22 protein-coding genes are annotated in these 22062 nt (G+C 61.0%); 15 read left to right on the forward strand and 7 right to left on the reverse strand.

Going from position 1 to position 22062, the window contains the following annotated elements; translation table 11 throughout:
* Positions 1-13: 13 nt before the first annotated feature.
* Both RTH74_RS20030 and RTH74_RS20035 read right to left on the reverse strand, forming a co-directional pair.
* Positions 14-337 carry an HPF/RaiA family ribosome-associated protein gene (locus RTH74_RS20030; protein WP_099523440.1) on the reverse strand — a complete coding sequence of 108 codons (324 nt, stop codon included), beginning with the start codon at positions 335-337 and terminating at the stop codon, positions 14-16.
* A 143-nt stretch (positions 338-480) separates the two neighbouring features.
* The gene (locus RTH74_RS20035) at positions 481-1377 is read right to left on the reverse strand and encodes a LysR family transcriptional regulator (RefSeq protein ID WP_316915815.1); all 897 of its coding nucleotides are present in this window, start codon (positions 1375-1377) and stop codon (positions 481-483) included.
* A 174-nt stretch (positions 1378-1551) separates the two neighbouring features.
* Here RTH74_RS20035 and RTH74_RS20040 point away from each other — a divergent pair, with 174 nt between their 5' ends.
* The 9 genes from RTH74_RS20040 (at position 1552) to rpoS (ending at position 9651) form a co-directional block, all read left to right on the forward strand.
* Entirely contained in the window at positions 1552-2664 is a 1113-nt protein-coding gene (locus RTH74_RS20040; protein ID WP_125835732.1) for an S-(hydroxymethyl)glutathione dehydrogenase/class III alcohol dehydrogenase, read from the forward strand.
* A 99-nt stretch (positions 2665-2763) separates the two neighbouring features.
* Positions 2764-3612: an S-formylglutathione hydrolase gene (gene fghA, locus RTH74_RS20045; protein WP_316915816.1), complete on the forward strand. Its 849-nt coding sequence runs from the start codon at positions 2764-2766 to the stop codon at positions 3610-3612.
* A gap of 99 nt (positions 3613-3711) precedes the next feature.
* Positions 3712-4185 carry a 2-C-methyl-D-erythritol 2,4-cyclodiphosphate synthase gene (gene ispF / locus RTH74_RS20050; RefSeq protein WP_004424049.1) on the forward strand — a complete coding sequence of 158 codons (474 nt, stop codon included), beginning with the start codon at positions 3712-3714 and terminating at the stop codon, positions 4183-4185.
* Positions 4182-5240 carry a tRNA pseudouridine(13) synthase TruD gene (gene truD / locus RTH74_RS20055; RefSeq protein ID WP_316915817.1) on the forward strand — a complete coding sequence of 353 codons (1059 nt, stop codon included), beginning with the start codon at positions 4182-4184 and terminating at the stop codon, positions 5238-5240. Before ispF ends, truD begins: the two co-directional genes overlap by 4 nt.
* Positions 5228-5977: a 5'/3'-nucleotidase SurE gene (surE, locus tag RTH74_RS20060; RefSeq protein WP_316915818.1), complete on the forward strand. Its 750-nt coding sequence runs from the start codon at positions 5228-5230 to the stop codon at positions 5975-5977. The genes truD and surE overlap by 13 nt, the downstream gene beginning before the upstream one ends.
* Positions 5978-6015: 38 nt before the next feature.
* Positions 6016-6651, forward strand: a complete 636-nt coding sequence (locus tag RTH74_RS20065; RefSeq protein WP_177429695.1) for a protein-L-isoaspartate(D-aspartate) O-methyltransferase — start codon at positions 6016-6018, stop codon at positions 6649-6651.
* A 25-nt stretch (positions 6652-6676) separates the two neighbouring features.
* Entirely contained in the window at positions 6677-7615 is a 939-nt protein-coding gene (locus RTH74_RS20070) for a DUF368 domain-containing protein (RefSeq protein WP_316915819.1), read from the forward strand.
* 48 nt (positions 7616-7663) lie between these two features.
* Positions 7664-8542: a peptidoglycan DD-metalloendopeptidase family protein gene (locus RTH74_RS20075; RefSeq protein WP_420713170.1), complete on the forward strand. Its 879-nt coding sequence runs from the start codon at positions 7664-7666 to the stop codon at positions 8540-8542.
* Positions 8543-8643: 101 nt separating this feature from the next.
* Positions 8644-9651, forward strand: a complete 1008-nt coding sequence (gene rpoS / locus RTH74_RS20080; RefSeq protein ID WP_316915820.1) for an RNA polymerase sigma factor RpoS — start codon at positions 8644-8646, stop codon at positions 9649-9651.
* A 435-nt stretch (positions 9652-10086) separates the two neighbouring features.
* Here rpoS and fdxA read toward each other — a convergent pair whose 3' ends face one another.
* The 3 genes from fdxA to RTH74_RS20095 all read right to left on the reverse strand — a co-directional run bounded on the left by fdxA (position 10087) and on the right by RTH74_RS20095 (position 14512).
* The gene (gene fdxA, locus RTH74_RS20085; RefSeq protein WP_017678218.1) at positions 10087-10410 is read right to left on the reverse strand and encodes a ferredoxin FdxA; all 324 of its coding nucleotides are present in this window, start codon (positions 10408-10410) and stop codon (positions 10087-10089) included.
* Between the two features lie 138 nt (positions 10411-10548).
* Entirely contained in the window at positions 10549-13116 is a 2568-nt protein-coding gene (mutS, locus tag RTH74_RS20090) for a DNA mismatch repair protein MutS (RefSeq protein ID WP_316915821.1), read from the reverse strand.
* Positions 13117-13207: 91 nt separating this feature from the next.
* Positions 13208-14512: a PAS domain-containing methyl-accepting chemotaxis protein gene (locus RTH74_RS20095; RefSeq protein WP_316915822.1), complete on the reverse strand. Its 1305-nt coding sequence runs from the start codon at positions 14510-14512 to the stop codon at positions 13208-13210.
* A gap of 110 nt (positions 14513-14622) precedes the next feature.
* Between RTH74_RS20095 and RTH74_RS20100 the strand changes: the two genes are divergently transcribed.
* The 3 genes from RTH74_RS20100 (at position 14623) to recX (ending at position 16727) form a co-directional block, all read left to right on the forward strand.
* The gene (locus tag RTH74_RS20100) at positions 14623-15123 is read left to right on the forward strand and encodes a CinA family protein (RefSeq protein WP_316915823.1); all 501 of its coding nucleotides are present in this window, start codon (positions 14623-14625) and stop codon (positions 15121-15123) included.
* Positions 15124-15210: 87 nt separating this feature from the next.
* On the forward strand, positions 15211-16254 hold the full coding sequence (gene recA / locus RTH74_RS20105; RefSeq protein WP_106734992.1) for a recombinase RecA: 1044 nt from the start codon (positions 15211-15213) through the stop codon (positions 16252-16254).
* Between the two features lie 11 nt (positions 16255-16265).
* The gene (gene recX, locus RTH74_RS20110; protein ID WP_099523409.1) at positions 16266-16727 is read left to right on the forward strand and encodes a recombination regulator RecX; all 462 of its coding nucleotides are present in this window, start codon (positions 16266-16268) and stop codon (positions 16725-16727) included.
* A gap of 13 nt (positions 16728-16740) precedes the next feature.
* On the opposite strand, the gene RTH74_RS20115 is transcribed toward recX, so the two are convergent.
* Positions 16741-17622, reverse strand: a complete 882-nt coding sequence (locus RTH74_RS20115; RefSeq protein WP_316915824.1) for a DUF6685 family protein — start codon at positions 17620-17622, stop codon at positions 16741-16743.
* A gap of 144 nt (positions 17623-17766) precedes the next feature.
* Here RTH74_RS20115 and RTH74_RS20120 point away from each other — a divergent pair, with 144 nt between their 5' ends.
* Complete coding sequence (locus RTH74_RS20120; RefSeq protein ID WP_106734994.1) at positions 17767-17988, forward strand: DUF2835 domain-containing protein; 222 nt, start codon at positions 17767-17769, stop codon at positions 17986-17988.
* A gap of 86 nt (positions 17989-18074) precedes the next feature.
* Positions 18075-19097: a quinone-dependent dihydroorotate dehydrogenase gene (locus RTH74_RS20125; RefSeq protein ID WP_316915825.1), complete on the forward strand. Its 1023-nt coding sequence runs from the start codon at positions 18075-18077 to the stop codon at positions 19095-19097.
* A 93-nt stretch (positions 19098-19190) separates the two neighbouring features.
* On the opposite strand, the gene rmf is transcribed toward RTH74_RS20125, so the two are convergent.
* Positions 19191-19406, reverse strand: a complete 216-nt coding sequence (gene rmf / locus RTH74_RS20130; RefSeq protein ID WP_003244273.1) for a ribosome modulation factor — start codon at positions 19404-19406, stop codon at positions 19191-19193.
* 416 nt (positions 19407-19822) lie between these two features.
* Between rmf and rlmKL the strand changes: the two genes are divergently transcribed.
* Complete coding sequence (gene rlmKL / locus RTH74_RS20135; protein WP_316915826.1) at positions 19823-22003, forward strand: bifunctional 23S rRNA (guanine(2069)-N(7))-methyltransferase RlmK/23S rRNA (guanine(2445)-N(2))-methyltransferase RlmL; 2181 nt, start codon at positions 19823-19825, stop codon at positions 22001-22003.
* Positions 22004-22062 lie beyond the last annotated feature (59 nt).

Consider the following 22062-nt stretch of genomic DNA (forward strand, 5'->3'; position numbering starts at 1 on the left):
GCGATCCGCAGCATCAGTGCGTCCAGCGCTTGGCGTCTTTGCCCAGGTTGCGATCCAGCGCGTTGGTCAGCTTGTTCATGGCACCGTCGATTGCCTGCTGCAGTTCGCTGGCATCGTGGGAGACCGTCAACGGGTCGCGTCCTTTCATCCGCGCCTCGACTTTGCAGCGCTTGTCCTGCGGACCACTTTTGAGCGCGTTCTCGTCGGAGAGATGAATTTCGATCCGGGTGAGGTGGTCCTCGTAGCGCTGGAGCTTGTCCCGGACGCGACCGCGAATGTCGTCCTTGAAGTCCATCGAGGAGGTGACGTGCTTACCACTGTTGACCAGAACCTGCATAACCATGTCCTCATGTAGCTGAGTTCGTGAGGCCCCGTTTGAGCGGGGTGCATAGATTGTGACGCGGTCGTCTCGCCCGAGTTTCGCCCTGACTTGTGACATTCCATGACTGTTCAGCTGGGTGACAAGGTTGTTGCAAAATCTCAGGCGGGAGCGAGGTATTCGATGCGTTGGCTGAGCCCCTGGTGCAGGGCGTCGATCAACTGGCGCACCTTGGGTGAAAGGTGACGTTGCTGTGGGTAGAGCGCCCACACTGCGGTATTGGGTGGGCGATGCTGTTCCAGTAGAGAGGTCAGCCGCCCGCTACGCAGATGTTCGAGGACGTAGTAATCGGGTAGCTGGCACAGGCCAAAACCGCGTAGCGCAGCGTCGAGCACGGCCTGGCCGCTGTTGCAGCGCCAGTTGCCCTGCACCCGCACTTGGGTTTCCCGGCCATTTTCGGCGAAGCTCCAGGTCTCGCTGCTGCCGATCAGGCAATTGTGGCGCGCCAGCTCCGACAGCGAATGAGGGCGGCCGTAGCGTTGCAGGTACTCGGGTGCCGCGCACAGGTACATCTCGCGGGGGGCCAGGCGTGCGGCCATGAGTCGTGAGTCCTGCAGGCGCCCCAGGCGGATGGCCAGGTCCAGGCCGTCGTGCAGCAGGTCTAGCGGGCGGTTGGACAGTTCTATCTCGACGCGCAACTGTGGATGTCGCGCCATGAAGTCATTGACCAGTGGCACGATGAAGCGCTCGCCATATGCCACGGCGCAGGTCATGCGTAGCAGCCCTTTTGGCTCGGCGCCAAGATCGCCGACTGCACGCAACGCTTCTTCGCGGGCATCCTGCAGGCGCTGGCAGTGTTGCAGAAACAACTGGCCGGCCTCGGTCAGGGCTACCCGCCTGGTGCTGCGGTAGAACAGACGGCTCTGCAGGCGCTCTTCCAGGCGTGCGACCTGGCGGCTGACCTGCGAAGTGGACAATCCCAAGCGCTCGGCCGCCGCACTGAACTGCCCGCTCTCGGCCACGGCGACGAATTCGTCGAGTCCTTCCCAGCGATTCATTGATGCTTGTTCTCCTGTGCTCCCGATTGCATCCGGTTGGCTCGTAGAGGGGGCGCTTGCAGGGCTCAATATTATCCCTGTACAGCAATAATGTTTTTCTATTTCGCTGATTATCTCTTGTCGGTCGTGAACTAGACTGCCGGCCATTGCCCACGCTCTCTGGAGAGAACTGCCATGATCAAATCCCGCGCCGCCGTCGCCTTCGCCCCGAATGAGCCCCTGAAAATCGTCGAGGTCGATGTCGCGCCACCTCAGGCCGGAGAAGTGCTGGTACGTATTGTCGCTACCGGTGTCTGCCATACCGACGCCTATACCTTGTCCGGCCAGGACAGCGAGGGCGTGTTCCCCTGCATTCTCGGTCACGAGGGTGGCGGTATCGTTGAGGCGGTGGGTGAGGGCGTCACTTCGCTGGCGGTCGGCGACCACGTGATTCCGCTGTACACCGCTGAATGCGGCGAGTGCAAATTTTGCAAATCCAACAAGACCAACCTGTGCAGCTCGGTACGCGCCACCCAGGGCAAGGGGCTGATGCCCGATGGCACCAGCCGCTTCTCCTACAACGGCGAGCCGGTCTACCACTACATGGGTTGCTCGACCTTCTCCGAGTACACCGTGCTGCCGGAAGTGTCTCTGGCGAAGATCCCCAAGGAGGCGCCGCTGGAGAAGGTCTGCCTGCTTGGCTGCGGCGTGACCACCGGTATTGGCGCCGTGCTCAATACCGCCAAGGTTACCGAGGGCTCCACCGTGGCCATCTTCGGTTTGGGTGGCATTGGTCTGGCGGCGATCATCGGCGCCAAGATGGCCAAGGCTTCGCGCATCATCGGCATCGATATCAACCCGGCCAAGGAAGCTGTGGCGCGTGAGCTGGGCATCACCGATTTCGTCAATCCGAAAGAGCACAGCAAGCCGATTCAGGAAGTCATCGTCGAGATGACCGATGGCGGCGTCGACTACAGCTTCGAGTGCATCGGCAACGTGCAACTGATGCGCGCTGCGCTGGAGTGCTGCCACAAGGGCTGGGGCGAGTCGACCATCATCGGCGTGGCACCAGCTGGTGCCGAGATCAGCACCCGTCCGTTCCAGCTGGTCACCGGTCGTGTCTGGCGTGGCAGCGCCTTCGGTGGTGTCAAGGGTCGTACCGAGCTGCCCAGCTATGTCGAGAAGTCGCAGAGCGGTGAAATTCCGCTGGACACCTTCATCACCCACAACCTGCCGCTGGAAGAAATCAACGAGGCGTTCGAGCTGATGCATGAAGGCAAGAGCATCCGCACCGTCATTCATTTCTGATGAAACACCGTGCGGCCTCATGGCTGCACGGATTCTCGCGGGGTGCGCTGTGCGCACCGCAACCCCTTGGTGCGCATGGCGCACCCTACGGAGCGGCTCATGACCCTCGAAATCGTTTCCAGCAACAAGAGCTTCGGTGGCTGGCACAAGCGCTATCGCCATCGTTCCAGCAGTCTCAACTGCGACATGGTGTTCGCCGTCTATCTGCCACCCCAGGCGGAGCAGGGTGCCAGGCTGCCGGTGTTGTACTGGCTGAGCGGCCTGACCTGTACCGACGAGAACTTCATGCAGAAGGCCGGCGCTCAGCGCATGGCCGCCGAGCTCGGGTTGATCATCGTCGCACCGGACACCAGCCCGCGTGGCGAAGGCGTGGCCGACGACGCCAACGGTGCTTATGACTTCGGCCTCGGCGCAGGTTTCTACGTCAATGCCACTCAGGAGCCCTTTGCGCGCCACTACCGCATGTACGACTACGTGGTGCAGGAGCTGCCGGCACTGATCGAGGCCAATTTCCCCGTCTCGGACAAGCGCGGTATCGCCGGACATTCCATGGGCGGCCACGGTGCGCTGATCTGCGCGCTGAAGAACCCAGGGCGCTATCAGTCGGTATCGGCCTTTTCACCGATCAGCAATCCGATGAACTGCCCGTGGGGGGAGAAGGCGTTCTCGCTGTACCTCGGCGAGGAGCGTTCGCGCTGGCGTGAGTGGGATGCCAGCGTGCTGATCGCCGAGGCTGGCGAGAAGCTGCCGATCCTAGTCGATCAGGGTGATCGTGATGATTTCCTCGACGGCCAGCTCAAGCCGCAGGCCCTGCAGGCTGCGGCCAAGGCCGCCGGTCATCCGCTGACCCTGCGCATGCAGCCAGGCTATGACCATAGCTATTACTTCATCGCCAGCTTCATCGACGATCACCTGCGTCACCATGCAGCCGCTTTGCTCCCGGCGTAACCCGGATGAAATCCGGGGCGCGAATTTCCCGGATTTCATCCGGGCTACGGGGCAATGCGGTTAGAATCACGCCCTGACTTTTTCAGGGCGTTGTTCTTTATGCGTATCGGTCATGGCTATGACGTACACCGCTTCGGCGAAGGTGATTTCATCACCCTCGGCGGCGTACGGATTCCCCATAAGTTTGGTCTTGTCGCTCATTCCGACGGCGACGTGCTGCTGCACGCGCTGAGCGATGCCCTGCTCGGTGCAGTAGCGCTGGGCGATATCGGCAAACATTTCCCCGATACCGATCCGACTTTCAAAGGCGCCGATAGCCGTGCGCTGCTGCGCCATGTGATGGGCCTGGTGCGTGGCAAGGGCTACGCGGTGGGTAACGTCGATGCCACCATCATCGCTCAGGCACCGAAGATGGCGCCGCATATCCAGAGCATGCGCGAGCGCATTGCCGAGGACCTGGGTATCGAACTGGATCAGGTCAACGTCAAGGCCACCACCACCGAGAAGCTCGGTTTCACCGGGCGTGAGGAAGGTATCGCGGTGCACGCCGTCGCCTTGCTGGTCAAGGCATGAACGAGCTACAACTGCTGGGGCCGCGCGCCCATGGCGTGGCGTGTGGTCGGGCGGTACTCAAGGCCACTGCCGAGGATTTTCAGGTCGATGAAGTACTGGACATCCCGCTCACTGGCCAGGGTGAGCATCTGTGGTTGTGGGTGGAAAAGCGCGGCCTGAATACCGAGGAAGCCGCCCGGCGGATCGCCCGCGCTGCCGGCCTGCCGCTCAAGGCGGTCAGTTACGCGGGACTCAAGGATCGTCAGGCGCTGACCCGGCAGTGGTTCAGTCTGCACCTGCCGGGCAAGGCCGACCCCGATCTGGCCGCTGCGCAGGGCGATGATCTGGTCATCCTGCGCAGCCAGCGACACAACCGCAAATTGCAGCGTGGTGCCCATGCCGCCAATGGTTTCACCTTGCGCTTGACTGCCCTGGAGGCAGACCGCGATGCGCTGGAGCAGCGTCTGCAGCGTATCGCCGAACAAGGCGTGCCCAACTATTTCGGCTTGCAGCGCTTTGGCTTCGATGGCGGCAATGTCGAGCAGGCGCGTGATTTCGCCTCGCGTCAGGAGTTGCCGGTGCAGCGCAACCTGCGCTCGCGCCTGCTGTCTTCGGCGCGCAGTTACCTGTTCAATCAGGTGCTGGCCAAGCGCGTAGCTGCTGGTACCTGGAACCAGGCTCGGATTGGCGACCTGCTGGCCTTCACTGCCAGTCGCAGTTTCTTCATGGCTGGCGAGGCCGAGTGTATTGACCCGCGCCTGGCTATTCTCGATCTGCATCCCACTGGCCCGCTTTGGGGAGACGGTCCGTTGCCGACCGCTGGTGAGACCCAGCAGCTGGAGCAGGCGGCGGCCGATGAGGCCGGACAACTGGTGCAATGGCTGATCAAGGCGGACATGGCGCACGAACGGCGAATTCTGCGCCTCCCCATCGGCGGCCTGTCATGGCATTATCCCGAACCCGATATTCTGCAACTTGCATTCGTCCTGCCGGCCGGGTGTTTCGCCACCGTGGTGGTGCGCGAATTGCTCGATCTGGTGCCAGCAGGGCAGACGGATACTCCATGCGAATTCTGATTTCCAACGACGACGGGGTGAACGCACCCGGTATCGCTGCGTTGCACCAAGCGCTGGCCGACTATGCCGAGTGCGTGGTGATCGCGCCTGCCGAAGACAAGAGCGGCGCCAGCAGTGCGCTGACCCTGGATCGTCCACTGCATCCCATGGCATTGGCCAATGGCTACATCAGCCTCAATGGCACGCCGACCGATTGCGTGCACCTGGGGCTCAATGGCTTGCTCGAGCAGACGCCGGACATGGTCGTCTCTGGCATCAATCTGGGGGCTAACCTGGGTGATGACGTGCTCTATTCCGGCACCGTCGCCGCCGCGCTCGAAGGACGTTTCCTGAGCAAGCCAGCGTTCGCTTTCTCGCTGCTGTCGCGTCTCCCGGACAACCTGCCGACCGCTGCCTATTTCGCCCGTAAATTGGTCGAGGCGCAAGAGCGGCTCGAACTGCCGCCGCGTACCGTGCTCAATGTCAACGTGCCGAATCTGCCGCTTGAGCATATCCGTGGCGTGCAGCTGACCCGACTTGGCCATCGCGCGCGCGCGGCGGCTCCGGTCAAGGTGGTCAACCCACGTGGCAAGGAAGGTTACTGGATTGCTGCAGCCGGTGATGTCGAGGATGGCAGTCAGGGCACCGATTTTCATGCCGTGATGCAAGGTTATGTATCGATCACGCCGCTACGGCTTGATCGCACGTTCAATGAGGCTCTCGAATCTATGGATGGCTGGTTGGAGGGCATCTTCTGATGCGTGGCCAGGACGACATGCAGCGCAGCGGGATCGGCATGACCTCGCAGCGCACCCGTGAGCGATTGATCCAGCGCCTCTATGAGGAAGGGCTGTCGAACGCTCGGGTACTGGAAGTGATCCGCCGTACGCCGCGTCATCTGTTCGTCGATGAGGCCCTGGCGCACCGTGCCTATGAAGACACGGCGCTGCCCATCGGGCATAACCAGACGATTTCCCAGCCTTACATGGTCGGTCGCATGACCGAACTGCTGCTGGCCGCTGGCCCGCTGGACAAGGTGCTGGAGATCGGTACCGGTTCCGGTTACCAGACCGCCGTGCTGGCACAGCTGGTCGAGCGGGTGTTCTCTGTGGAGCGCATTCAGGTGCTGCAGGATCGCGCCAAGGAGCGTCTGGTCGAACTCAAGCTGCGCAACGTGGTCTTTCGCTGGGGTGATGGTTGGGAAGGTTGGAACGCGCTCGGCCCGTATAACGGCATCATCGTCACCGCCGCCGCCGCGCAAGTGCCGCAAGCCTTGCTAGATCAGCTGGCTCCAGGTGGACGGCTGGTCATCCCGGTCGGCAGTGGTGATGTGCAGCAGTTGTTGCTGATCGTGCGTGAAGAGCAGGGTTTTTCCCGGCATGTGCTCGATGCGGTGCGTTTCGTGCCATTACTCAACGGGCCGCTGGCCTGATCGCTTTTTAGCTCCGGAAGGATCCATGAAGAAACATTTTCTGCTCTATGCCAAGGGCTTGGCCATGGGCGCTGCAGATGTCGTGCCTGGCGTTTCCGGCGGCACCATCGCTTTCATCAGTGGCATTTATGACGAGCTGCTGCGCTCCATCGCCAGCATCCCCGAAGCGCTCCTGCTTTTGCTGCGTGGTCGCATCAAGAACGCCTGGCAGATGGCCAACGCGACCTTTCTGCTGGTGCTGTTGTGCGGCATCCTCACCAGTATCCTGACGCTCGCTCGCTTGATCACCTATTTGCTGCACCATCATCCGATTCCGGTGTGGTCGTTTTTCTTCGGATTGATTCTGGTGTCCACCTATTTGGTGGGGCGCGAGATCGGGCGGTGGAACTGGAGCAGGGTGGCGAGTTTTGTGCTCGGTCTGGCTTTCGCCTACTGGATCACCGTCGCGGCGCCCATGCAGTGGGGCAGTGACCTGCCGACTCTGTTTCTGGCTGGTGCCATAGCTATCTGCGCAATGATCCTGCCGGGTATTTCGGGCAGTTTCATCCTGCTTCTGCTGGGTCTTTACTCGGTGGTATTGGGGGCGGTGAAAGAGCTCGATCTTATGGTCTTGGCGGTGTTTGCCAGCGGTTGTCTGGTTGGCATTCTCAGTTTCGCTCGCCTGCTAAGTTGGCTGCTTTCACGTTGGCGTGACCTCAGTCTGGCGTTTCTCTCTGGTCTGATGCTGGGTTCGCTGAACAAGGTCTGGCCCTGGAAGGAGACCCTGAGCTGGCGTATCGACAGCAAGGGCGAGCAGGTGCCGTTACTGGAGAGCAATCTGCTGCCAGGGAAATTTGCCGAAATCAGTGGTCAGGATCCGCAGTTGCTGTTTGCCGTTGCACTGGCAATCGGCGGCATCGTTCTGGTGCTCGGTTTGGAGTGGCTGGCGAGTCGTCGGCCAGTCGATACTGGTCGCGCTGAATAAATACGGCACAATAGGCGTCGTACTCGGAATCATTCAGGGAGCTGTTGGGTGAGTTGGACCGTCCTTCACGTGCTAGTCCGCGCAGTAGCAGCCATTCGCCTGCCTCTGGCCATGCTTGCTGCCTCCGCGTTGGTCGGCTGTGCCAGCTCGCCCCCAGGTGGTGTGCAGGTAGTCGACCGTGGACAGAATCAAGGGCGTGCTCCAGTAGTACAGCGTCAGCCCGTACGCAGTGGCCACTATGTGGTGCAGCGTGGCGACACGCTCTATTCCATTGCCTTTCGTTTCGGCTGGGACTGGAAGGCGCTGGCTGCCCATAACGGCCTGCGTGATCCTTACGTGATCCGCGTTGGCCAGACGATCCGTTTCGACAACCGCCCGGTAGGTAACAGTCAACCGGTCGCTTCGGCACCGCCTCCAACCACCTCGACGGTTATCACCCAACCAGTGCCCAGTCGTCCACCGGTTGCCGTGACTGCGCCGCCTGCAACTCAGCCCGCTCGCCCGCCGGTAGCCAATACGCCAGCGACGACGCCAGTCACTCCAGTGAGTCGTTCTGCCAGTGGTTGGTCCTGGCCAACCGACGGCGCGGTAATCAGTCGTTTTTCCTCAAACGGTAGTTTGAATAAAGGCATTGATATCGCTGGGCAATTAGGCCAGCCTGTTTTAGCTGCGTCTGATGGATCAGTGGTGTACGCCGGGAGTGGTTTGCGGGGCTACGGCGAGTTGATCATCATCAAGCACAGCGATACCTACGTAAGTGCTTACGGTCATAACCGCAGGTTGTTGGTACGGGAGGGGCAGCAGGTCAAAGCCGGGCAAAGTATTGCCGAAATGGGGTCCACAGGGGCCGACCGGGTGAAGCTGCATTTTGAGATTCGCCGCCAAGGTAAACCTGTCGATCCGCTGCAATATCTGCCACGTCGTTGATCCGTCGCTGACCCGTTCCATCACGTAGGAGGGACGGGCTCAGGTGTGGCCAGGACGGTTCCGCCAGAGTCTGTTGTCGAACTCAGCTAGGGACAACAACAATGGCTCTCATCAAAAAAGAAGCGCCGGAGTTTGACGTCGACGATGAACTGCTCCTCATGGAGCCTGGCATCGTTTTCGGCGAGGTTCAGGGCGATGAGGTGGAAGCGCCGGTCGCACGTACCAAGGCCAAGAACGCCACCCCATCCAAGCAACACAAGTACATCGACTACACCCGGGCGCTAGACGCCACTCAGCTTTACCTCAACGAAATCGGTTTCTCTCCCTTGCTCACTCCCGAAGAGGAAGTGCACTTCGCGCGTCTGGCGCAGAAGGGCGATCCTGCCGGGCGCAAGCGCATGATCGAGAGCAACCTGCGGCTGGTCGTGAAGATCGCCAGGCGTTACGTCAATCGCGGTCTTTCCCTGCTCGATCTGATCGAGGAGGGTAATCTCGGCTTGATTCGCGCCGTGGAAAAGTTCGATCCGGAGCGGGGGTTCCGTTTCTCGACCTATGCAACCTGGTGGATTCGCCAGACCATCGAACGCGCCATCATGAATCAGACGCGAACCATCCGTTTGCCGATTCATGTGGTCAAGGAGCTCAACGTCTACCTGCGAGCGGCTCGTGAGCTGACCCAGAAGCTCGACCATGAGCCTTCTGCGGAAGAAATTGCCAACCTGCTGGAGAAACCGGTGGGTGAGGTCAAGCGGATGCTCGGCCTCAACGAGCGGGTGTCCTCGGTGGACGTCTCGCTCGGCCCTGACTCGGACAAGACGTTGCTCGATACCCTGACCGATGATCGCCCGACCGATCCCTGCGAGCTGCTGCAGGACGATGATCTGTCGCAGAGCATCGATCAGTGGCTTTCCGACCTGACCGACAAACAACGGGAAGTCGTTGTGCGCCGCTTCGGTCTGCGCGGCCATGAAAGCTGTACCCTTGAAGAAGTAGGGCAGGAGATCGGCCTGACCCGCGAGCGAGTGCGGCAGATTCAGGTCGAGGCGCTTAAGCGCCTGCGGGAGATTCTCGAGAATAACGGCTTGTCCAGCGACGCCTTGTTTCAGTGAGGTTTCGCCTCGATCACGAACCCGGCTCCGGCCGGGTTTTTTATGCACGCTTATGTAAGCCATCGCTTACAGGTATTGTCAGTATATGTTCTGAAAGCCCATGGTTTTTACTGAGCTTTTACTTAACTGTTTGTTTTTTAAAGATTTTAAAAAATCATGAACAGACTGGGTCAATCTGAGTCGGGTTGTGCGGTTGCCTGAAGCGGCTAATATCACACCTGTGCTCAGGGACAAGCACAGGCCGTCAGGATGAGGGTCAGGAACATCGCAAGACGCGATTCATCAGGACGATGAGTTGGGAAACAAAGGGACTAGGGAATAAAAGTGGGCGGCGCAAGCCGCCCCTTTTTTTGCGCGTTATTCGTAGTGCCAGCCTGACGCTCCGTTGAAAGTAAAAGACCCGCACTTGGCGGGTCTTTGTGTTTCTGGGCGAACTCAGCGCTCCAGATGTTGCAGCTTGTCCTTCACGCCATCCCACTCTTCGGCGTCCGGCAGTGCTTCTTTCTTCTCGGTGATGTTCGGCCACACTTCAGCCAGGTCGGCGTTCAGTTCGATGAACTCCTGCTGGTCTTCGGGCACTTCATCTTCCGAGAAGATCGCCTGCGCTGGGCACTCCGGCTCGCACAGGGCGCAATCGATACACTCATCCGGGTGAATGACCAGGAAGTTCGGGCCTTCGTAGAAGCAGTCCACCGGGCAGACTTCCACACAGTCGGTGTATTTGCACTTGATGCAGTTGTCGGTGACGACGAAGGTCATTCTGATTCTCTCCTCGGGCGGCGGCCTGAGCCCTTTCTGTGAAGGGCTGTCAGGCGCTCTGTCTGTGGCCGCGGCTCAGGCTGTAAACCGGGCGGTCGTAAAATTGCGCGCGATTCTAGCAGTTTGTTGTATTGAGCGTTAGATCTGCGTCTTCCATGTATATAACAGCTCCAGCGCCTTGCGCGGAGTCAGATCATCCGGATTGATCTTGTGCAATTGCTCCAGCAGCGGGTGCGGCACGCTGGCGAACAGATCGCTTTGCATCGGCGCCTGCGGCTGGCCGGCTTCCTGGCGTGGCAGGTCGTGCGGCAGGCTGGTAGCCTCCAGGCGCGCCAGGTGCTCGCGTGCGCGGCTGATTACCGTGCCGGGTACACCAGCCAGTTGCGCTACAGCCAGGCCGTAACTCTGGCTCGCAGGGCCTGGCTGAACGTGGTGGAGGAAGACGATGCGCTCGTTGTGCTCGGTGGCCGAGAGGTGCACGTTGGCCACCACCGGCTCGCTTTCCGGCAGCACGGTCAGCTCGAAATAGTGTGTGGCGAACAGGGTGAAGGCGCGCAGGCGCGCCAGGTGCTCGGCGGCTGACCAGGCCAGCGACAGGCCGTCGAAGGTACTGGTGCCGCGGCCTACCTCGTCCATCAACACCAGGCTACGCTCGCTGGCGTTGTGCAGGATGTTGGCAGTTTCGCTCATCTCCACCATGAAGGTGGAACGGCCGCCAGCCAGGTCATCGCTCGAGCCGATACGGGTGAAGATACGATCGACCAGCGACAGCTCGCAGGCCGCCGCCGGCACGAAGCTGCCGATATGGGCCAGCAGCACGATCAGCGCAGTCTGGCGCATGTAGGTGGATTTACCACCCATGTTCGGCCCCGTGATGACCAGCATGCGGCGGCTGTCGTCGAGATCCAGATCGTTGGCCACGAAGGGCGTGGTCAGCACCTTCTCGACCACCGGGTGACGGCCCTGGTCGATACGCATGCATGGTTCGTCGACGAAACGCGGGCGATTCAGGTCAAGGTTCAGCGAGCGCTCGGCCAGGTTGCTCAGTACGTCCAGTTCGGCGAGGGCCGCGGCACTATCCTGCAGTGGCGCTAGATGGCCGATCAGGCGCTCGAGCAACTCGTCGTAGAGCATCTTTTCGCGGGCCAGGGCGCGACTCTTGGCCGACAAGGCCTTGTCTTCGAACTCCTTCAGCTCGGGGGTGATGAAACGCTCGGCGCCTTTGAGCGTCTGTCGGCGGATGTAGTCAGCTGGCGCCGATTCGGCCTGCTTGGTCGGCAATTCGATGAAGTAGCCGTGCACGCGGTTGTAGCCGACCTTGAGGTTGGCCAGGCCGGTACGCTCCTTCTCCCGAGCTTCCAGATCCATGAGGAACTGGCCGGCGTTCTCGCTCATCGCCTGCAACTCGTCCAGCTCGGCGTCGTAGCCGGTTTTCAGCACGCCGCCGTCACGGATCACCGCCGGCGGGTTGTCGATGATGGCGCGGGCCAGCAGGTCGGCCAGTTCCGGGTAGGTGGAGATGCTGCCGGCCAGCTGTTGCAGGTGCGGGGTGTCCAGCGTGGTCATCGCCATCTGCAGTTCGGGCAGTGCCGCCAGAGCGTCGCGCAGGCGGGCGAGGTCGCGTGGGCGGGCGTTGCGCAAGCCGATACGGGCAAGGATGCGTTCCAGGTCGCCAATTTCCTTGAGCTGCGGCTGCAGCGTTTCGAAGCGATAACCATCGAGCAGGCGGGCGATGGCGTCCTGGCGCGCCTCCAGCACCGCGCGATCACGCAGCGGGCGGTTCAGCCAACGGCCCAGCAGGCGGCTGGCCATGGCGGTCTGGCAACGATCCATCACCGACTGCAGGGTGTTGTCGCGGCCGCCGGCGAGGTTGATGTCCAGCTCGAGATTGCGGCGGCTGGCGCCGTCGAGGATCACCGTGTCGTCCAGGCGCTCGTGACGCAGGCTGCGCAGGTGGGGCAGGGCGGTGCGCTGAGTTTCTTTAGCATAGCCGAGCAGGCAGCCGGCGGCGCCGATGGCCAGGGTCAGGTTTTCGCAGCCGAAGCCTTTCAGGTCCTGAGTGCTGAATTGCTGGCACAGGCTCTTGAAGGCGCTGTCGCGGTCGAAATCCCACGGCGCGCGGCGGCGCGAGCCTTTGCGCTTCTCGGCGGGCAGACCTTGCGGCCAGTCATCCGGGATCAGCAGCTCGGCGGGGCTCAGGCGTTCCAGTTCGGCCAGCAGGTTTTCCCAGCCTTTGATCTCCTGCACGCTGAAGCGGCCGCTGGTGATATCCAGCACGGCCAGGCCGAACAGACGTTCGTCGCCTAGTACCGCGGCCAGCAGGTTGTCACGGTGCTCATCAAGCAGGGCTTCGTCGCTGATGGTGCCGGGGGTGATGATGCGCACCACCTGACGCTCCACCGGGCCCTTGCTGGTGGCCGGGTCGCCGATCTGTTCGCAGATCACCACAGACTCGCCGAGCTTGACCAGCTTGGCCAGATAGCCTTCGAGCGAATGGAAAGGAATGCCGCACATAGGGATCGATTGGCCGGCCGACTGGCCGCGTGCGGTCAGGGTGATGTCGAGCAGCTTGGCTGCCTTCTTCGCGTCTTCGTAGAAAATCTCGTAGAAGTCACCCATGCGATAGAACATCAACTGATCCGGGTGCTGGTTCTTCAGCTTCCAGTACTGCTGCATCATCGGGGTGTGAGCGGAGAGATCGGTCATGCCGGGCCTTACGTGCGGTGGGTGTGACGAAGCCGGGAATTTTCCCATACTTCGCCCCTCACGTGGGCTGCGAATCTGACGCGATTACCTGTCAGTCGGTAAAGGTCACCGAGAACTGGGCGACGGCTTCGACCACTCGCAGTGATTCACTGCGAATCTCACGAATCACTTCGCCGGCTTGATTGGCCAGGTCTACGCCGGTGCGTGCACGCTCTCGCGTGGTTGCCATGCTGGCCACTGCGTTGCGCGTAAGGCTCTGGTTCTGTTGCACCACCCCATTGATTTCCTGAGTGGCCTGGCTGGTACGTGAGGCGAGTTGCCGAACCTCGTCGGCGACCACTGCAAACCCGCGTCCCTGTTCGCCCGCTCGTGCGGCCTCGATGGCGGCATTGAGCGCCAGCAGGTTGGTTTGATCGGCAATGCTGCGAATGACTTGAACGATGCTGGTGATCTGTTCGGACTGTTTGTTCAGGCCCTCTATCTGCTCAGCCACGTTCGCCAGCTCACTGGCAATATCGGTGACCACGGCCACGGTTTGCGCCACGGTGCGGGTACCGTGATCGGCGGAAACGTCGGTTTCTTTGGCGATATCATGAGCTAGCTGTGCTGCGGCAGCCTCCGAGTCTCGGCGCTCGACCTGAGCGGTGACGTCGCTGGCGAATTTCACGACGCCATAGACACGACCGCTGGCGTCGTAAAGGGGGTTGTAGGTAGCGCGTAGCCAGGCCTGACGGCCTTGCTTGGTCACGCGACGAAATCGGCCGGACACGTATTCGCCTTTGTTCAACTTAGCCCAGAACTGACGGTAGTCGTCACTGTGGCTATCCTCTGGCAGGCAGAACAGTCGGTGATGCTGGCCAATTACCTCTTCTCGGCGATAGCCCATCAGGTCGAGAAAGTTCTGGTTGGCACTCACTACTTGGCCCTCGAGATTGAACTCGATCACCGCCATGGAGCGGTCGATGGCCTTGATGTAGCTCTCGTGCATATGTTCGGCTGCTACCTGGCGGGTGATGTCGGTGGCAATCTTCATGACCTTGGTCACCGAGCCCTGGGCGTCACGGATTGGCATGTAGGTCGCTTCCAGCCAGACCTCCTTGCCGTCTCGCGTCACTCGAGGGAATCGATCACTGAAGTGCTCACCCTGGCGTAGGCGCTGCCAGAACTGCTGATAAGCGAGGCTCTCGCTCAGGCTTCGGGGGCAAAACATGCGGTGGTGTTTGCCGACAATGTCCTCCAGACGATAATTCACCACGCCAAGAAAGGCTGGGTTGGCGTCGAGAATGATGCCGTCCGGGGTGAATTCGATCATCGCCATCGATTGGCGAATGGCCTGTAGCTCCGCCGCTCCCAGATCCTGCGCGTCCTTGTGTTCCTTGTTCCGTGACAGCCACATTGCAGTGCCTCCTGTCGCACCCTAGCCGTGATAACAGTAGACGAAATTTGCCGTTTCCACTGGCGGTGCAAGCTGTGTAGGGTTTGCGGTTCGATGAGCGAGGAGTGGATATGGACAGAATCAGCCAACTGGCCGAACAACTGGGTGCAGCATTACAGGCGCAAGCTGCCCAGGTCACCACTGCGGAGTCCTGTACAGGCGGCGGCATTGCCGAGGCAATCACTCGCATCCCTGGCAGTTCGGCCTGGTTCGAGGCCGGCTATGTGACGTACTCCAACGCCCAGAAAACCAAGCAGTTAGCTGTGTGTACCGACTTCTTCGCCAGTGTGGGCGCCGTTAGCCGTGAGGTGGTCGAAGCGATGGTGCGTGGCGCTCAGGCCAACAGCGGGGCGCGCTATGCCGTGGCTGTCAGCGGTGTGGCGGGGCCGGGAGGTGGTTCTGTGGACAAACCAGTCGGTACGGTCTGGTTGGCCTGGGGCGACGGCGAGCGTCTTTTCAGTATGCGCAAGCAGTTCGCGGGTAACCGAGATGAGGTGCGCCGACAAACGGTCGAGGCTGCTCTGGCGGGGCTTCTGCGCCTGTTGGCGGAGGAAAATCCGCTTATGGGGTAGGCGGGCGACTTGCCCTGTGGAATAATACTGGCTACTTATACAGTTGTTGGCGGCCCTAGGGGCCCTTGTTAATACGTGAGGATGGTAATGGACGAGAACAAGAAGCGCGCTTTGGCGGCTGCCCTGGGTCAGATCGAGAAACAGTTCGGCAAGGGCGCGGTCATGCGCATGGGCGACCATGAGCGTCAGGCCATTCCGGCTATCTCCACCGGTTCGCTTGGGCTGGATATCGCACTGGGTATCGGCGGCCTGCCGAAGGGACGTATCGTCGAGATCTACGGCCCGGAATCCTCTGGTAAGACCACGCTGACCCTGTCGGTGATCGCCGAAGCGCAGAAGCTTGGCGCCACCTGTGCCTTCGTCGATGCCGAGCATGCGCTCGACCCGGATTATGCCGGCAAGCTCGGCGTCAATGTCGATGATCTGCTGGTCTCGCAGCCGGACACTGGTGAGCAAGCGCTGGAAATCACCGACATGCTGGTGCGCTCCAACGCCATCGACGTGATCATCGTCGACTCCGTGGCAGCCCTGGTGCCCAAGGCGGAAATCGAAGGCGAAATGGGTGACATGCACGTTGGTCTGCAGGCGCGTCTGATGAGCCAGGCGCTGCGCAAGATCACCGGTAACATCAAGAACGCCAACTGCCTGGTGATCTTCATCAACCAGATTCGTATGAAGATCGGCGTGATGTTCGGTAGCCCGGAAACCACCACTGGTGGTAACGCCCTGAAGTTCTACTCCTCGGTTCGTCTGGATATCCGCCGTACTGGTGCGGTGAAGGAAGGCGAAGAGGTCGTGGGCAGCGAAACCCGCGTGAAGATCGTCAAGAACAAGGTCGCGCCACCTTTCCGCCAGGCGGAGTTCCAGATCCTTTACGGCAAAGGCATCTACCGTAATGGCGAGATCATCGATCTCGGCGTGCAACAGGGCCTGGTCGAGAAGTCGGGGGCCTGGTACAGCTACAAGGGCAACAAGATCGGTCAGGGTAAGGCCAATGCGGCCAAGTACCTGGAAGACAATCAGGAAGTGGCGCGCGAAATCGAAGGTCTCATTCGCGAGAAGCTGCTGGTCAGCAGCACTCCGGCCAAGGCTCCGGCTGCCGATCTGGCTGATGCTGAAGTCGACTTCTAAGTCTTCAGAGCATGACCGTCGTACTGGATAACCCGCTCGCCGTCAGGCGGGCGGCCATGGATCTACTGGCGCGGCGTGAACATGGACGTGTCGAGCTTGCGCGCAAGTTGCGCAAGCGTGGCGCCTCCGAGGACATGATCGACGCGGCTTTGCAGCGGCTATCGGAGGAGGGCTTGCTATCCGAGGCCCGCTATCTGGAAAGTTTCGTCGCTTATCGTGCGCGTGCTGGCTACGGGCCGTTGCGTATTCGCGAGGAGCTCGGCCAGCGTGGGCTTGCGCGTAGCGATGTCGATCAGGCTCTGCGTGAAAGTGGTATCGACTGGTTCGAGCAGTTGCGTGAAACCTGGCAGCGCAAGTTTGCCAGTCGGCTTCCTGGGGATGCTCGAGAGCGTGCTCAGCAAGGCCGGTTTCTGGCCTATCGTGGTTATTCGCTGGATATGATCGGGCGTCTGTTGCGCGGTTGCGATGAATAGCCCGTCAGTCTGTTCAGGCTGTCTGGATGGCCAACTGACGTAGATGGCTCGGCACGTCTGGTGCGCCGGCCAGGCGCAACCCCTCGCCAAGTGCAGTGGCTTCCTGATGCTCTTTGGGCAGGAGGAGGAACTCCGGGGTGCCGGCTTTCTTCAGTAGCGACAGGCGTGCATAGGGGATGCCGTTGTCCAGTAGCAGCCCCATGAAGCTGGGATCGCTCCACGCCGCCTCTGGCATGGCCAGTACGTGATAGCGATTTTGCAGGTTGTCCAGGCCCGCTTCATTCAAACGATAGCGAACCAGATTGGCTGGCAGCAGCACTTCCAGTTCGCGTCTGCGCGCATAGGCGATTGCTCCGGCGAAGGCTTCGCCGTGCATATCCCCTGACCAGAAGGTGCGCGAGCCGCGCCAGTTGGCCTGGCGAAGTTCTATCGGCTCGCCAGCGAGAAAACGCGGCAATGCCTGGCTGACGGTCTTGACGAAATCCTTGTAGCTGATGATGCGCACCTGCTTGCAGTGTTCGCTTGCCGCGTAGTCTTCGAAGCTCACATAGCCTGGTACCGGGCAAGGGCAGGCGAAACCATCGATCAGGCGCAGATCGAACGATTGCAGTTGCTGCGTTTGCGCTTCCACTACTTGAGTCAGTGCGGAGTGGGCCTGTGCTTTGTCTTCCTGCACGGGGCCGGAAAGAGCGCCGCGAGGCAGGTTGAGCAGAAGCTGCAGTTGCGCGCCGTCGTGCCAGCCAATGCTTTCGACCGCTGCTGGCAAGGGTTTGAATGGCAGGCGCAGGGCGCTGGCCCTGGCGAATATCTGCCGTGAGCTGCGACCGAGCAGGCCCATGCGCTGAGCCAGTGCAGCCAGGCGGCCGCTGAGAGTTGAGGATTCGGACAGGCTCATGGCCGGCAGATCGCTCCTGAAGCGTCTGCTGCAGTGTGGCAGACGCGGATGGCTATTGCCCATATAGCGTAGCGCGGCGCGTGAGTGCCTGTCGCGTTACAGGTCTGTGGCAAAATAGCCCCATTCATTTGCGAGGGTGCCTCCATGCCCAGCTTGGTGCTGGATATTGCGTTATCGGCCGAACGGTTGCAGGCCATCTATCGTGGCCAGGCCAACCGGATTATGGCGCAAAGCCGCGACGGGCGCCGCGTCAGTTTGCCGGCCCATCATTTGCGGCCGTATCTGACTCACGCCGGTATCTTTGGTTCCTTCGTGCTGGAATTCAATAGCTCCGGCGAGTTACTGAGCTTACGCCCTTTGGACTGATCTGGCGCACTTGCCTCGCGCCGAGGCCGCCTGCGCGGCTATAATCGCCGGCTGCCAACCCTCTACCTGTCGAGCTGAGCCTGATCATGTACTCCCTGGCCCGCGAGCTGCTGTTCAAACTGTCCCCGGAAACTTCCCATGAGCTGTCCATCGATCTGATCGGTGCTGGTGGTCGGCTGGGGCTCAACGGCCTGCTGACCAAGGCGCCAGCCAGCCTGCCGGTAAACGTGATGGGTTTGCAGTTCGCCAATCCGGTCGGTCTGGCGGCAGGGCTGGACAAGAACGGCGATGCCATCGATGGTTTCGCCCAGTTGGGCTTCGGTTTCGTCGAGATCGGCACCGTGACCCCACGTCCGCAGCCGGGTAACCCCAAGCCACGACTGTTTCGTCTGCCGGAGGCCGAGGCGGTAATCAATCGCATGGGTTTCAACAACCACGGCGTCGATCGTTTGCTCGAGCGGGTCAAGGCAGCGAAATTCAAGGGTGTGCTGGGTATCAATATCGGCAAGAACTTCGATACGCCGGTCGAGCGGGCAGTGGATGATTATCTGGCTTGCCTGGACAAGGTTTATGCCCACGCCAGTTACGTCACGGTCAACGTCAGTTCACCCAATACGCCGGGGCTGCGCAGTCTGCAGTTTGGTGATTCGTTGAAGGAGTTGCTTGAGGCGCTGCGTCGTCGTCAGGAAGATCTGGCTCAGGAGCACGGCAAACGTGTGCCACTGGCGATCAAGATTGCCCCGGACATGAGCGACGAAGAGACCGCGTTGGTGGCATCTGCGTTACTGGGTGCCGATATGGACGCGGTGATCGCCACCAACACCACGCTCAGTCGTGAGGGCGTCGAAGGGCTGGCCCACGGGGATGAGGCAGGTGGTCTGTCGGGTGCACCCGTACGTGACAAGAGCACGCATATCGTCAGGGTGCTGGCCGGTGAGTTGTCGGGGCGTCTGCCGATCATCGCGGTTGGCGGTATTACCGAAGGCAAGCATGCGGCGGAGAAGATCGCTGCGGGTGCGAGCCTGGTCCAGATCTATTCGGGGTTCATCTACAAAGGACCGGCGCTGATTCGCGAGGCGGTTGATGCGATTGCCGCGCTGCGTAAATAAGCTGCGTAAATAAATAGGGCTCCCGAAGGAGCCCCTGGGCTTGCGCCCGCCGCCCGGAGGGGGTCGGCATGGTGAAGTCGGGTGTGTTCCTGATCAGCCGACAGCGTGAAGTTCGTTGAGTCGATGAATACCGGCTGTGCCGGTCAGCCCATCCCAGTTATCGCCACGGCCCTCACGCCAGCCATTGAGCCAGGCCTGACGAACCGAAGGTAGGGTAAAGGGGCAAAGTTCGCGGGATTTACCATTGATGCCGTACTGATAGCCGCGCAAAAAAGCTCTTTCTAACGGATCACGCTTAAGTCTTCTCATAGGGTGTTGCCCTCACTGTTGACTGTTATGTCCCGTTGGCCTTGTGGCAAGGCCGGGCAGAAATCTTCTGCCTGCGAAAGTCCGCTGCCGGCGTGGCGAACTTTCTGTGCCTTCGCCGTTGCAGCGAAAGCCTTAGGTAGTGTTCTAACGAATGCACCGGGGCCTGTGAATGATCGATTTGTCATAAGGGCGTAACCTAAATGCGGGTGAGGCCATAAGGGGGCTGGTGATACGTCCAGCCTCTTTCGGCCAGGCGCCGTCATATCTGGCTATGCACGTAGATGCCGTCATTTTGCTAGTGCAAATGAGAGTGCTTGCTTATTCCGACGAAGGGTCGCGCTGTGACCTTTTGTCACTTATTTTGAGTCGAGGTGCGCCGCCGCACCTCTCTGATTGCCATAGGCAGTGGAACATCCATGTCTGATCGTTACGAAATCGTGCTGACCTGCCCCAAGGGGCTCGAAGGGCTGTTGCTGGAAGAGGCCAAGGCGCTGGGGCTGGAAGAAGCGCGCGAGCAAACGGCCGCGATCCGCGGCCACGCTGAAATCGAGGTGGCCTATCGACTGTGCCTGTGGTCACGCCTGGCCAACCGCGTGCTGTTGGTGCTGTCGCGTTTTGCCATGAACAACGCCGACGAGCTTTATGACGGCGTGCAAGCGATCGACTGGCGAGACCATCTGGAGCCGTCCGGTAGCCTGGCAGTGGAGTTCAGTGGCAACGGTTCAGGTATCGACAACACCCACTTCGGTGCACTCAAGGTCAAGGACGCGATTGTCGACCGGTTGCGTACCGCTGGCGGCGAGCGGCCCAGCATCGACAAACTCAACCCGGACCTGCGCGTGCATCTGCGCCTGGACCGCGGTGAGGCGGTGCTTTCTCTAGATCTTTCCGGTCATAGCCTGCACCAGCGCGGTTATCGCCTGCAGCAGGGTGCTGCGCCGCTGAAGGAGAACCTGGCTGCGGCGGTGTTGATTCGTGCCGGTTGGCCGCGCATTGCCGCTGAGGGTGGCGCCCTGGCTGACCCGATGTGCGGTGTGGGCACCTTCCTGGTGGAGGCGGCGTTGATGGCAGCCGATATCGCCCCCAACCTCAAACGTGAGCGCTGGGGCTTCTCCAACTGGCTCGGCCACGTGCCGGCAATCTGGAAGAAGCTGCACGCCGAAGCCGAGCAGCGCGCGGCAGCGGGTCTGGCCAAGCCGCCGTTGTGGATTCGTGGTTACGAAGCCGATCCGCGGCTTATTCAGCCTGGGCGCAACAACGTCGAGCGCGCCGGTCTGTCCGACTGGGTGAAAATCTATCAGGGCGAGCTGGGCAGTTTCGAGCCGCGCCCGGACCAGAATCAGAAGGGCCTGGTGATCAGCAACCCGCCTTATGGCGAGCGTCTGGGCGACGAAGCCAGCCTGTTGTATCTCTATCAGAACCTCGGCGAGCGCCTGCGCCAGGCCTGCCTGGGGTGGGAAGCGGCGGTATTTACCGGCGCGCCCGAACTGGGCAAACGCATGGGCCTGCGCAGCCACAAGCAGTACGCGTTCTGGAACGGCGCACTGCCCTGCAAACTGTTGTTAATCAAGGTGCAGACCGAGCAGTTCGTTACCGGTGAGCGGCGTGCGCGCGAAGACGATCAAGAGCCAGCGCAGGATGCGCCGCAACAGGCGCGTCTGTCCGAAGGCGGGCAGATGTTCGCCAATCGTCTGCAGAAGAATCTCAAACAACTGGGTAAGTGGGCGCGCCGCGAAGGTGTCGAGTGCTATCGGCTGTACGATGCCGACATGCCCGAGTATGCCGTGGCAGTCGATCTGTACCGCGACTACGTACATGTTCAGGAATATGCCGCGCCGCGTTCGATCGACCCGGACAAGGCGCAGGCACGCCTGCTCGATGCCCTGGCGGCAATCCCGCAGGCGCTAGGCGTGGCGCAGAGTCGTGTGGTCATCAAGCGTCGTGAACGCCAGACAGGTACCAAGCAGTATCAGCGTCAGGCGGCGCAGGGCGAGTTCATGGAAGTGAACGAAGGCGGGGTCAAGCTGCTGGTTAACCTCACCGATTATCTGGATACCGGGCTGTTTCTCGATCACCGCCCGTTGCGCCTACGTCTGCAGCGTGAGGCGGCCGGCAAGCGGTTCCTCAACCTGTTCTGTTACACCGCGACGGCCACCGTGCACGCAGCCAAGGGTGGCGCGCGCAGCACCACCAGCGTCGATCTGTCAAAAACCTATCTGGACTGGGCGCGGCGTAATCTCGCGCTCAACGGTTTTTCCGACAAGCACCGCCTGGAGCAGGGCGACGTGATGGCCTGGCTGGGAGAGGACCGCGGTGAGTACGAGTTGATCTTCATCGACCCGCCAACCTTCTCCAACTCCAAGCGCATGGAAGGTGTGTTCGATGTGCAGCGTGACCACGTCGAGCTGCTCGACCTGGCCATGGCGCGTCTGGCCCGTGGCGGCGTGCTGTATTTCTCCAACAACTTCCGCAAGTTCCAGCTGGATGAGAGCCTGGTGGCGCGCTATCAGGTCGAAGAAATCAGCGCGCAGACACTGGACCCGGACTTCGCGCGCAATCCCAAGATCCATCGCGCCTGGCGTTTCACCGCCCGCTGACTGCGTCGCTCGGACACAATCCGGGGCCTGGTTCATGAAAGCCCCCGGATTGTATCCGG

It is taken from the genome of Pseudomonas sp. zfem001 (assembly GCF_032621725.1).
Classification (GTDB): Bacteria; Pseudomonadota; Gammaproteobacteria; order Pseudomonadales; family Pseudomonadaceae; genus Aquipseudomonas; species Aquipseudomonas sediminis.